Source organism: Sorangium sp. So ce295, from assembly GCF_051527405.1.
GTDB lineage: Bacteria > Myxococcota_A > Polyangia > Polyangiales > Polyangiaceae > Sorangium > Sorangium cellulosum_B.
Map to the genome: position 1 here is coordinate 6,588,047 of NZ_CP150324.1, position 12,447 is coordinate 6,600,493.

The window sequence follows — 12,447 nt, forward strand, 5'->3', positions numbered from 1 at the left end:
CATGGCCGCCACGAATCCCCCGGTCCGCGCCGCTTCCGGCGCACGTTACACGGCCGCTGACATCGAGGTGCTCGAGGGGCTCGAGCCCGTCCGCAAGCGCCCCGCCATGTACATCGGCGGCACCGACGCCAGGGGCTACCACCACCTGCTCTGGGAGATCGTCGACAACGCCGTCGACGAGGCCATCAACGGGCACGCGAAGCGGATCGAGGTGACGCTCGACGCCGATCTCCAGGGCGCCACCGTGATCGACGACGGGCGCGGGATCCCGGTGGACGTCCATCCCAGGTACAAGCGCCCCGCGCTCGAGCTCATCTTCTGCACGCTGCACGCAGGCGGGAAGTTCGCGAGCGACAACTACAAGGTCTCAGGCGGGCTCCACGGCGTCGGATCGAGCGTCGTCAACGCACTCTCCGAGCTCGTGGAGGTCCGGGTGCTGCGCGACGGGTTCGAGCACCAGCAGACGTTCTCGCGCGGCGCGCCGACCAGCAAGCTCAAGAAGGGCGCGCCCACCCGCAAGCACGGCACGAGCATCCATTTCCGGCCCGATCCGGAGATCTTCGGGCAGGGCCGGCGCTTCGATCCCGAGACCATCCGCGAGCGCCTGGAGGCCAAGGCGTACCTCCACGGAGGGCTCGAGATCGCGTTCCGAGATCTCTCGTCCGGAGAGTCGATCGAGCTCCTCCACCCGAACGGCATCGCGGACTTCTTGCCGAAGCTGGTCGCCCAGCGCGGCAAGGCGGTCACGCACCCGACCATCTTCTACGTCGCGCGCGAGGGCGAGATCCGCCTGGAGGCCGCGCTCCAGTGGACCGAGTCGACCGACGAGTACGTGAAGTCGTACGTCAACGGTATCCCCACGCACGCGGGCGGCGCGCACGAGTCCGGCTTCAGCGCCGCGATCGTGAAGGCGGTCCGCGCGTTCATGGACGCGAAGAAGGTCCAGCCGAAAGGGGTGACGCTGACGGCCGACGACATCCGCGAGGGGATCGTGGGTGTCCTGTCCATCTACATCCAGGACCCGCAGTTCCAGGGGCAGACGAAGGATCGACTCAACAACGCGGAGGCAGGGCCGGCGGTCGAGGGCCTGGTCCGGCCGGCGCTCGAGCAGTGGATGCTCCACAACGGCACGGCCGGCGAGTCGATCGTGGCCCGCGCGATCCTGGCGGCGCGCGCCAGGGAGGCGCGGCGTGAGGCGACCCAGCAGGTCCTGCGCAAGACGCCGGTGTCGCACCGGCTCAACCTGCCGGGGAAGCTCGCCGATTGCGCCTCGACCGATCCGAGCGAGAGCGAGCTCTTCATCGTCGAGGGCGACAGCGCAGGTGGCTCGGCCAAGCAGGGCCGGGACCGCCGGACCCAGGCGATCCTCCCGCTCCGCGGCAAGGTGCTCAACGCGGAGCAGGCCTCGACCTCGAAGGTGCTCGGCAACAAGGAGCTCCAGGACATCGTGAGCGCGCTGGGCTGCGGCTTTGGAAAGGACTTCGATGCCTCCAAGTTGCGCTACGGAAGGATTTTTCTGCTCATGGACGCCGACAGCGACGGCCAGCACATCGCGACGCTGCTGCTGACGTTCTTCTACCGGCACCTGCCCGGCCTGCTCCGCGGCGGGCACGTGTTCCTCGCGCAGCCGCCCCTCTACAGGATCGACGTCGGCAAGGAGACGCACTGGGCGCTCGACGACGCGGAGCGCGACCGGGTCCTCGCGAAGCTCCCCAAGACGGCCAAGGCGGATATCTCGCGGTTCAAGGGGCTCGGCGAGATGCCCGCGGAGGACCTCAAGGCGACCACGCTCGACATCCGACGCCGGCGCGCGCTGCGCATCGTGATCGAGGGAGAGATCGAGACCGATCGCATCCTCAACGAGCTGATGGGCAAGGACGCCCAGGCGCGCTTCCGCTTCATCATGGAGCGCGCGCCGAACGCCGAGATCGACGTCTGACATCGATCCCTCGTTCGAGAGGTCGCGGCGACTTCGCGCCTCGCGCGGACCTCGTTGGATGCGGCGCCGCGCTCCCGCATTCATCCTCCCTGACCCCCATGAGCTCGCCGCGAGGATGTCGCGATGCAGGCGACCGCCATGGCGTGCACGTCGCGAAGACACAATGTGCCAACCGCGGGTGATCTCTGGCGCCTGTGCCACGTGAACGGCAGGCCACACCCCGTCGGACGTCGCGAGCAGGTGGCCGGGCAATCGCGGGATTTTGTGCTGCTGAACGCCGAACCGCGTGAGCCGAGAGCGCTGCATCAGCTTGCGGCCTGCTGGTTGCAATACGTCGCGCCGGTGGCCGCGATGACCGCGAGACACCGCCCTTTCACCGCTGGAGAGGTACTCGTGACGACTGCGCTTCCTATCTCGACTCCGATCGCACCCTCCTCGTCCCACAGCATGCCGGCCGCATGTTCCCTGTCGGTTCCGAGCGGCGCGCCTGCCGCACGGCCGGCGTCACTCCCCACGCCTGGCGTCGCTGCGCCGAGCCACAGCGCGCAGCCGCCGCGCGAGCGCTCTGCAGCGACCGGCGCCTCCCGATCCACGCCACCACCGCGCTCGGCAGCCCCGCTCCCGCGCAGTACCTCGGAGCGGATCCTGCTCGGCCGCGACCGCATCCGCAGCGCCGCGGAAGCAGGCCAGAGGATCCGTTCTTACGAGGTCGCGCTGGACCTCGATCTGTCCGAGTTTCATTTCGCGCGGCTCTTCCGCGCCGCCTTCGGGTCATCGCCCCACGTCTATTACGATGAGGTGCGTGCGGAGCGCGCGCGAACGCTCCTTCATGAGGGGCTAACCGAGGGAGAGGTCGCCCGCCGCATCGGCTTCCGCAGGCCTGCGGAGCTCCGCGCCCTCCTGTCCAAGCGCGGCAGCACGCCGCCCCCGGCCGCAGAGACGGAGCCGAGCGACGCCTCTGCCGAGTGAGCTGACGGCAGAGATCGGCCATATGAAGCGCCGGCACCGCCGCCTCCGGTGCGAGGACAAAGTGCTTACCCCCATGACATGACGATCAGAGCCTCCGGTGCGTGAGCGAGGGTAGGTTCGCCCTGACCCGATCGAGGTAGGAGGGGTCGAGCATCGCCATCGCGATCCCCTCCCCTTCCGAGGCCTGAGCGATCACCTCACCCCACGGATCGATGACGCACGATTTCCCGAACGTCGCCCGCCCGCCAGGATGCTTGCCCCACTGCGCCGCGGCCACGACGTACGCCTGGGCCTCGATGGCCCGGGCGCGGAGCAGGACCAGCCAGTGGTCCTTGCCGGTGAGCAGGGTGAACGCCGCAGGGACGACGATGACCTCTGCACCCGCGGACGACAGCGCACGGTAGAGCTCCGGAAACCGGACGTCGTAGCAGATCGAGAGTCCGAGCTTCACGCCGTCGATCTCGGTGACGACGGGGCGCTCCCCGGCGGTCGTCGACGCCGACTCGCGGTACTTCGTTCCGTCGGCGATCTCGACGTCGAAGAGGTGAATCTTCCGGTAGCGCGCGGTGAGCCGGCCGTCGGCCCCGAAGACCGCGCAGGTGTTGTACGGCCGCGCCGGATCGTGCGCGCGTTCAGGGAAGCCGCCGGCCACGATCGTCACCCGGGCGGAGCGCGCCGCGTCGGCGAGACGACGCGCGATCGGACCGCCGCCAGCATCGAGGTCCTCCGCGATGTTGCGCTTCCCCTCCTCGTTGCCCATGTACGCGAAGTTCTCGGGCAGCACGACCGTCGTCGCCCCACGGCGCGCCGCCTCCACGACGAGCACCTCGACCCGCGCCAGGTTCTCGCCCACGTTCTCCTGGCTGGAGAGCTGAAGGGCCGCCCAGATCACCGGTTTCTCCATGCGGCAAGCCTACCGCACGGGGACCCGGCGTGGACCACGCGCCGACGGGAGCGCAGGGCTCGTCAGATTCCTCGATCTCCGGACGCTCCCGCAGCGCCACTGGCACCAGCGCCACCTGCCCCGCCGGCGCCCACAGCGCCACTGGCACCAGCGCCACCTGCCCCGGCAGCGCCACCTGCCCCACCGGCACCAGCGCCACCTGCCCCGCTGGCGCCCGCGGCTCCACCGCTTCCGTCCACCTCGGTGGGCGCGGCGCACTCGAGCGGCGCGCCGGAGTAGGTGCACCTGGCGCTGCACGCGGCGCATACACAGGCGAGCACCCGCTGGAAGATCCGGTGAGCAGCGCCCGCATCGTCCGGGAACACGCACGCCGTCTGGCAGGCTTTGTTGTGGCCGCACCCCTTCAGGCACAGGCTGATCGGCCTGCACTCAGGCTCCCCGTCGCACGCCGCGAGCTCCGCCTCGCAGCGCCCACCGCGGGACGCATGCTCGTTGAAGCAATCGCCGCAGCGTCCGGCTTCGCCGCCATAGGCCGCGAGGCACTCGCAAAGGTTCGCCGGCCCCTCGTCGGCGCCCGCATCGGGCAGCGCCCCCCCCGAGGCGCCCGCGCTGGCGGAGACGCCTGCCTGAGGGCGAGGCGACGCGAGCCGCTCGTCGGTGCAGCTCGGGAGCGACGCAAGCGCAAGCGCCGCGCCCCAGGCCATCACGCCGCTGAGGACAGCCCAGCCGTACAACCCGACAGGAGCGCGCATCGCCCTCCGCACGATCGCCATGATGAGGACGAGCGTAGCCTGCCTCTCTCCCGCGACCGAGCCTGAGCCGCACGGCTCATGGATGTCCGCAGGATCCGCCGAGGCCGCACGGAACCCTCTCCCGGCGGCGCCCGATCGCTCCTATGCTTTGCCCGCACGCCACAAAAATTCTCATGGAAATCGCTCCCCTGTCGCTGTTGCCGCGCTCCGTGCTCGCCCTCGCCAAGGAGGTCGCCCGCGCGCTGCTCCGGCGGCCTGTCGTCGGGATCGCCGCCGCCGCTCAGACCGCCGATGGCCGGTGGCTGCTCATTCGCCGCAGCGACACCGGAACATGGGCGCTCCCGGGAGGCACCCTGGAATGGGGAGAGACGCTCCGCGACAGCATCGTGCGGGAGCTCGCCGAGGAGGCCGGCGTCACCGAGGTCGAGCTCGGGCGGGTCGTGGGCGTGTACTCGCGGCCTGATCGCGACATTCGCTTCCACGCCGTGACGGTCGTCGTCACCGCCCGGATCGCCGCGCCGACGCGCCCTCCGCAAAATCCGCTCGAGATCCGCGAGGTCAGGCTGTTCCGGGAAGACGAGCTCCCGTCCGAGCTCGCGATGGGCATGGGGGATCTCTTCGCCGCCGCCCGGCGCGCCGGCGAAACGGAGCTCGAGTGAGCCGAGGCAAGCGATGACGCAGGCACACCACGACGACGCCGGAGCGCGCAACCCGCTGCAGGGCGGGCTCGCGACGGATCCGAAGCACAAGGCGAGGATCGAGGAGCTCGCCGAGCGCATCGAGAAATACAGGGCGAGCTACTACGCAGGGAACCCCGAGATCTCGGACGCGGCGTTCGATGCCCTCGAGGACGAGCTCCGCGCCCTCGATCCGGCGCATCCGGTGCTCGCCCGGGTCGGCTCGGCCTCCCTGATCACCGAGTGGGAGAAGGCGCGGCACGAGATCCCGATGGGCTCGCTCAACAAGGTCGTCTCCGAGGACGAGCTCCTGGGCTGGGTCGCCCGGTGCGACGAGATCCTCGTGAAGGACGGGCACGGCGACGGCGGCACGGGCGCCGCGCCGCCGGCACCGGGCTCCACCTCGAGCGTCGCGGGTGACCTCTTCGTGGCGGAGAAGCTCGACGGCATCTCCATCGAGGTCATCTACAAGGGCGGCAAGCTCGTCGACGCCATCACGCGCGGCGACGGCGAGTGGGGCGAGCGGATCACCGCGAACGTCGCGCGGATGAAGGGGATCCCCTCGCGGATCCGGGAGAAGGGCCGGCTGTCCGTGCGCGGAGAGATCATCCTTCGCCTCTCGGACATGAAGCGCCACTTCCCCGGCGTCACCAGCCCGCGCAACATGGCCGCTGGCGCGGCCAAGCGGTTCGACGGCCAGGGGGCAGAGCACTGCACCGTGCTCTTCTACGACGTCGCCGAGCACCTCGAGATCCCGACGTGCCGAGCGCGCTTCGCCTGGCTGCGCGAGCTCGGCTTCGCGACGCCGCAGACCGCGCACGGCAGCGTCGAGGACGTCGTGAAGCTCTACCGGCGCTACTCGAGCGAGCTCCGCGCGAGCCTCGACTACGAGATCGACGGGCTCGTCGTCTACGTGGACTCGCTCCACCTCCAGGGCCTGCTCGGCGACGTCAACCGCCGGCCGCGCGGCGCGGTCGCCTTCAAGTTCGCGTCGCCCGCCAAGGTGACGACGGTCGTGGCGATCCAGTGGGACACCGGGCCGAGCGGCCGCGTCACCCCGGTGGCGATCGTCGAGCCGGTCGAGCTCGCCGGCGCCAACGTCCGGCGCGCTTCCCTGCACAACTCGGCCAACGTGCGGAGCCTCGGCATCGGCGTGGGCGACGAGGTGCTGGTCTCGCGCCGCAACGACGTGATCCCGTACGTCGAGGAGGTCGTCGAGAAGCGCGGCCCCGCCGCCGTTCCTCCGTCGGTCTGTCCGGTCTGCAGCGCGCCGCTCGTCGTTGAGGGAGAGTACCTCCTCTGCCGGAACGCCGCGTGCCGCGCGCTCATCGAGGGGCGCATCCACAACTGGATCGACGCCATCGGCGCGCTGGAGTGGGGCGACAAGCTGATCGAGCAGGTGGTGGCCGCAAGCCTCGTGCGAGAGCCGCTCGACCTCTACAAGCTCACGGTCAAGAGCATCGCCGACCTCGATCGGCGCGGCGAGAAGAGCGCGACGAAGTGCCTGGAGCAGCTGAAGAGCCGCCTCCCGCTCGCGCTGCCGGTGTTCCTCGCGGCGCTCGGCATCGAGGGGTTCGCGATCCAGACCGCGCGGCTGCTCGTGTCGGCGGGGTACACGACGATCGAGAAGCTGCTCGCCGCCAGGGAGGACGAGCTCGCCGGCATCCCGGGCCTCGGCGCGATCAAGGCCGCGAGCATCGTTCGAGGGCTGCGCGCCCGCAGCGACGAGATCGGGCGGCTGCTCGCCGCCGGCATCGTCCCGGTCGCGCCCGAGGCCGAAGGCCCGCTCGCCGGACTGACGTTCTGCTTCACCGGCGCGGGCGCGCGTCCCCGCGGCGAGCTCACCCACCTCGTCGAGTCGAACGGCGGCCGGGTGCTGAACAGCGTCACGAAGGAGCTCAACTACCTCGTCATCGCCGACGTGGCGTCCACGTCGAGCAAGGCGGTGAAGGCGCGCAAGTACGGCACGAAGCTCATCACCGAGGACGATCTGGACAAGCTCATCGCCGAGCGCCGCGGCGGCTGACCGAGGCGAGCCGCGGCCTCGACCCGTCGACCCCTACCAGGTGATGTCCTGGTCCTCCGTGACGCCGAGGACGTCCCGGAGCTCGAGGAGCCGCCCGTCCGAGAGGCGGATCGTGCCCGAGTAGAGGCCGATCGGCTGCATGAACTCCGACGCGAGCAAGCCGAGGTTCGTGTGGTTCGAGTGCGCCGCGCCGGGGACGAAGCGTAGATCCACGGCGCCGTCCGCGGTCCGGACGCGCCAGGGGTCGAGCGGACGGGCCGCGTCGAAGGTGAACCGGCCTTCGGCGAGCGGGATGAGCTCGCCGTCGATCCAGATCGCGCACTCGGCGTCGCCGACGAAGCCTTCGCCGAGGTTCAGGCCGATGCGCTCGCCGCTCTCCGCGCGCCCCAGCGCGAGGGCCCAGCGCCAGGTCGTGCGGCGCCGCAGGAGCCCGCTCGTGTAGTCGTAGCTGGCGATCGCTCCGTCGAGGGAGATGCGGCGACCGAGCACCGACGCCTCGCCTTCAACGCCGAGGAGCAGGCGCTTCTCGGTGGTGATCAGGAAGCCGTCCGAGGCCTGCACAATCGCCGAGAGCGCCGGCGGGGCCGCGCGGCTGTCGAGCCGCGCCTCGAGCTCGACGCCGCGGAGCGCGGCGGTCACCGCGGTCGTCGCGTCCGTGCGCGGCCGCTCGATCCGGACGCGCGCGCGGGGGAGCCACGCCCGCGCGGAGCGGCCTTCGCCGCCCGCGTCGCCCACGCTCACCGCGAACGGCGGCCCGAACGTCGCGCGGTCCACGAGCAATCGACGGCCTGCCTTGTCGAAGACGACGCTGAACGCGATCGACAGGTAGCCGAGGTGCACGACCGAGACGGCGACGAAGACCTCGTCGGACGCGATCGCCACGTAGACCCATCGCTTGTGCTTGAGCAGCCGATCGAGCCTGCGCGGCGCGAGGAGCGCCGGGTCGACGCGCGGGAGATCGCCCCGGTAGGACCCGACGCGCGCCGCTCCCGTGCTCGGGTCGAGGATCGTATCGGGCGGCGTGATGAGCTCGCGCATCGGACGAGAGTAGCGGCGACGTGGTCGCCGCCCAAGGCGAGCGACACCGGAAACCTGACATCGCCAGAGTTGTGCGAATCGCGTGATTGCGCCGAGCGCTCTCCTCCGCGGCCATCTGGCTCACGCCGCGGCGGAGAGCAGCGGCGCCGGAGCCTGCGCGCCCTCGGCTCCGCCGCTAGACTCGCGTCATGATCGACGCCATCGCCACGCCCCCGAGCCCCCTGAACGAGCCCGTCCTCACGTACGCGCCTGGCAGCCCGGAGCGCGCGGCCCTCAAGGCGGAGCTCGACCGCCGGGCGCGGGAGACGATCGAGATCCCGATGGTCATCGACGGGGAGGCGCTCCGGACCGGCGCGCTCGACGAGGTCCGCGCGCCGCACCGACGCGACCTCCTCCTCGCCCGCGCCCATCAAGGCGGCGCCGAGCACGTCGCGCGCGCGATCGAGGCCGCCCGGCGGGCGCACCCGGCCTGGTCGAGGACGCCGTGGACCGAGCGCGCCGCCGTGTTCCTCAAGGCGGCCGAGCTGCTCGCGACCCGGTACCGCCCCACGCTGAACGCGGCGACGATGCTCGGGCAGAGCAAGACGGCGTACCAGGCGGAGATCGACTCGGCGTGCGAGCTCATCGACTTCTTCCGCTACAACGTCCACTTCGCGCACCGGATCGCCGCGGAGCAGCCGGCGAGCGCGCCCGGCATCTGGAACCTCGCGGAGCCTCGCCCGCTGGAGGGCTTCGTGTTCGCGGCGACGCCGTTCAACTTCACCGCGATCGCGGGCAACCTGTGCGCGGCCCCGGCGCTGATGGGCAACACGGTGGTCTGGAAGCCGTCCGCGAACGCGCTGTACTCGGCGCACTTCGTGATGGAGCTGTTGATCGAGGCGGGCCTCCCGCGCGGCGTCATCAACCTCGTCATGGGCCCGCCCGAGCTCGTCTCGAACGCGTGCCTCGATCATCCGGACTTCGCCGGCATCCACTTCACCGGCTCGACCGCGGTCTTCCAGTCGATCTGGCGCCGCATCGGGGAGAACATCGGGCGCTACCGCAGCTACCCGAGGATCGTGGGCGAGACCGGCGGGAAAGACTTCGTCTTCGCGCACGCGAGCGCCGACGTCGACGCGCTCGCCGTGGCGCTCGTCCGGGGCGCCTACGAGTTCCAGGGGCAGAAGTGCTCGGCCGCGTCGCGCGCGTACATCCCCCGCTCGCTCTGGCCGGCCCTCAAGGACCGGCTCGTGGGCCACATCCGGGCGATCCGCGTGGGGGACGTCGCCGACTTCCGCAACTTCATGGGCGCGGTGATCGACGAGCGCGCGCACGCCCGGCTCACGGGGCGGATCGCCGCGGCGAAGTCGGACGCGGCGTGCTCGATCGTGTGCGGCGGCGGCGCGCGCGCGCACGACGGGAGCGACGGCTGGTTCGTCGAGCCGACGCTGATCGAGACCACGGATCCGCGCCACCCGCTGATGGCGGAGGAGCTGTTCGGGCCGGTGCTCACGGTCTGGGTCTACCCCGACGGCGAGGAGCACAGGGCGCTCGCGCTCTGCGACGAGACGTCGCCGTATGGCCTGACCGGCGCCGTGTTCGCGCGGGATCGGGCGTTCATCGAGGCGGCGAGCGACGCGCTCCGCTTCGCCGCGGGCAATTTCTACATCAACGACAAGCCGACCGGCGCAGTCGTCGGGCAGCAGCCGTTCGGCGGCGCGCGCGCCTCCGGCACGAACGACAAGGCGGGCAGCCTGTTCAACCTGCTCCGCTGGGTCTCCCCGCGGGTCGTGAAGGAGACGTTCGCCCCGCCGCGCGCGGTCGCCTATCCGTTCATGGCGGCCGAGTAGGAAGCGCGCCCCGCGCCGGAGAGGCGGCGGGCCTCGTCGCTCAATCCTCCGGCGAGTAGTCGCAGACGCCACCCGCGAGATCCGCGCAGGACCGGGCCTCCTCCTCGTAACACTCGGCCGTGCGCTCGATGGCCGTGGCATAGGACGCGCGGTCGGACAGCTCGAGGCACAGCGCGACGCACGTGTCCTTTCCAGGGCTGTCGGTCTGGCACTCGGCGTTCTTGGTGCAGACCACCTCGCACGCGTCGATGTCCGACGAGCATCCAGGGGTGGGAGCGAAGAGCAGCAGGGCCAGGACGAGCGCGGGACGGGGCATGGCGAAAGTTCCAGCGGCCATCGGAGCACGCGGCCGAGCCGGCGGCGAGAGGCGAGCAGGGGGCGGCCGCGCGGCGCCGGCTCGCCCCTGCCCCGGATCCCTGCTGGAAGCGCACGCCGCCGGAGGCGAATCGAGCCGGTGAGCCCACCGGCGAACTCCGTGTTCCGCCCGAGTCGTCAATCGCACCAACGAAGACGGAGGCTCTTCTCAGGGAGTCATGCCCGGAGCCATTGCCATCCGACGCGCCAACCACCGAGCTCTACAGGGCGATCCGAACTCGGCCATTCGGCTGTGGAGCAGCACCCGGCCATTACGTATGCTCCAGATCTCCGCCCGTCGAAAGCGTGCGCTCCCATGGCGCGCAGGACGAGCAGAAGCGTAGGTGTATATTTCCCACGCCGCTACACCTGGAGTCGCTGTGGGATAGAAAACGTTGGAGGTGCCATGAAGTCGATGCATTTTCTGGGTTTCTTCGTGCTCAGCACGATCGCGGCGACCGCCGCTGGCTGCGGCGGAGACGACGAGGGCAACGGAGGCGGCGGCGGCGAGGGAGGAGCCGGGGGCACCACGACGTCCTCCGCGACCACCGGCCCCACCGCCGGCAGCACCTCCACGGGCTCAGGCGAGGTGGATGACGGGAACGACAGCCCCGAAGAAGCGGAGCCGATCCAACCCGAGGACGGTTGGCTCGAGGGGACGCTCGAGCCGCTGGACGAGGACGCTGACTACTACAGCTTCACCGGAGCCAAGGGGCAGCCGGTGTACATCCTGAGCGACGCGAGGCCTTCGGATGACGAGCGGGATCCGACATACCCGGATACCGTCATCACGCTGCTCGACGCCGACGGGAACCAGCTCGCGCAGAACGACGACCCGGCCCAGGGCTTCACCAATGACAGCGAGCTGCTCACCGTCCTGCCAGCAGACGGCGAGTACGTCATCGTCGTCCAGGATTGCAACGCCGCCTTCCCGCAGTTCGCCTTCCCGAACGGCTGCTTCGACCCCGCCGAGGTCGTGAGCTTCGACTACGGGGTGGCGCTCCTCGCGCTCGATGTGGCGGAGAGCGATACCGACAGCCTCATCAGCGACACCGAGCCCAACAATGACGCCGAGCAGGCCGTGCAGCTGCATTATGAGCTGAATAACGACGAGTCGGGCTACTTCACCACCTTCGCTTTCGGCAATTTCGAGAGCGCGACCGACGTCGACGTGTATTCGTTCACCCCGCCGGAGACCCCTGCGGTCGACAACGCCATCCTCGCCCAGCTGATCGTCGACCAGCCGACAGGGGTCGAGGGCAACGGCTCGACGGTGAAGGTCAGCGAGATCGCCGTGTTCGCCTCGACCGATCTGACCAACGCGTACGCGAAGGTGGACCCCTCGACGGGCGGCGATATCGCCCTCCCGGTGGAAGCTGGGCAAGAGTACTTCGTCTTCGTCAAGCGCCCTGCGGGAGAGGTAGGAAAGAACGACTTCTACATCGTGCTGCACAACCGCACGAGCTCCGATCCCCTCGAGGCGGAGGAGGAGACCAACGGTGTCGTGGAGACGCCGGAAGGCGGCCTTGTCTCCTTCGCCAACGGGGGAGGCGGCGTCAGCTACGCGATCGAGGGTCAGCTCGCCGACGGAGAGACCGCCGACGTCGACATCTATGCCGTCCCCCTCGACGACGTGGAAGAGGGCTGGACGTTCTCGGTCGTCTGCGAAGCGCAGCGCAACGGGTCCGGGGTCCGCGAGCTCAGCGCCGAGGTGCTGAACGGAGACGGCACATCGATCGACGCCGCCACCTACTCGGCCACGGAGACCGAGGACGAAAACCTGTACGTCGAGCGGGTCGCGATCCCGGAGGCCCCAGCGGACAACCGGCTGCTCGTCAGGGTATCGGCCGGGACGCCCGCCGCCGACGTGACGAGCCGAGGATACAATTGCCTCTTCGCCTACCTGCCGCCGGAGACCGAGTGACGGTCTGAAGCACCTCGCTCCCCGTGGTATAGCCC

The 12,447-nt window shown here is 70.3% G+C and carries 9 protein-coding genes; 6 read left to right on the plus strand and 3 right to left on the minus strand.

Annotation, left to right across the window (positions count from 1 at the left end):
* The first annotated feature begins 1 nt into the window (after position 1).
* Both WMF11_RS24840 and WMF11_RS24845 read left to right on the plus strand, forming a co-directional pair.
* Positions 2–1,939 carry a DNA gyrase/topoisomerase IV subunit B gene (locus WMF11_RS24840; RefSeq protein WP_437910855.1) on the plus strand — a complete coding sequence of 646 codons (1,938 nt, stop codon included), beginning with the start codon at positions 2–4 and terminating at the stop codon, positions 1,937–1,939.
* A gap of 447 nt (positions 1,940–2,386) precedes the next feature.
* Positions 2,387–2,908 (plus strand): helix-turn-helix domain-containing protein, encoded by a 522-nt coding sequence (locus WMF11_RS24845; RefSeq protein WP_437910856.1) that lies wholly within the window; start codon positions 2,387–2,389, stop codon positions 2,906–2,908.
* Positions 2,909–2,993: 85 nt separating this feature from the next.
* Here the strand turns inward: WMF11_RS24845 and WMF11_RS24850 are convergent, their stop codons facing one another.
* A complete protein-coding gene (locus tag WMF11_RS24850; RefSeq protein WP_437910857.1) occupies positions 2,994–3,812 on the minus strand; it encodes a carbon-nitrogen hydrolase family protein in 819 nt (272 codons plus the stop codon).
* 925 nt (positions 3,813–4,737) lie between these two features.
* On the opposite strand from WMF11_RS24850, the gene WMF11_RS24855 reads away from it, so the two are divergent.
* Complete coding sequence (locus tag WMF11_RS24855) at positions 4,738–5,223, plus strand: NUDIX hydrolase (RefSeq protein WP_437979137.1); 486 nt, start codon at positions 4,738–4,740, stop codon at positions 5,221–5,223.
* A gap of 13 nt (positions 5,224–5,236) precedes the next feature.
* Positions 5,237–7,267, plus strand: a complete 2,031-nt coding sequence (ligA, locus tag WMF11_RS24860) for an NAD-dependent DNA ligase LigA (protein ID WP_437979138.1) — start codon at positions 5,237–5,239, stop codon at positions 7,265–7,267.
* Between the two features lie 33 nt (positions 7,268–7,300).
* Here ligA and WMF11_RS24865 read toward each other — a convergent pair whose 3' ends face one another.
* A complete protein-coding gene (locus WMF11_RS24865) occupies positions 7,301–8,305 on the minus strand; it encodes a DUF2804 domain-containing protein (protein ID WP_437979139.1) in 1,005 nt (334 codons plus the stop codon).
* 188 nt (positions 8,306–8,493) lie between these two features.
* Here WMF11_RS24865 and pruA point away from each other — a divergent pair, with 188 nt between their 5' ends.
* A complete protein-coding gene (gene pruA / locus WMF11_RS24870; RefSeq protein WP_437979140.1) occupies positions 8,494–10,134 on the plus strand; it encodes an L-glutamate gamma-semialdehyde dehydrogenase in 1,641 nt (546 codons plus the stop codon).
* Positions 10,135–10,174: 40 nt separating this feature from the next.
* On the opposite strand, the gene WMF11_RS24875 is transcribed toward pruA, so the two are convergent.
* Positions 10,175–10,450 (minus strand): hypothetical protein, encoded by a 276-nt coding sequence (locus tag WMF11_RS24875; RefSeq protein ID WP_437910861.1) that lies wholly within the window; start codon positions 10,448–10,450, stop codon positions 10,175–10,177.
* A 444-nt stretch (positions 10,451–10,894) separates the two neighbouring features.
* Between WMF11_RS24875 and WMF11_RS24880 the strand changes: the two genes are divergently transcribed.
* Positions 10,895–12,412 carry a hypothetical protein gene (locus tag WMF11_RS24880; RefSeq protein ID WP_437910862.1) on the plus strand — a complete coding sequence of 506 codons (1,518 nt, stop codon included), beginning with the start codon at positions 10,895–10,897 and terminating at the stop codon, positions 12,410–12,412.
* Positions 12,413–12,447 lie beyond the last annotated feature (35 nt).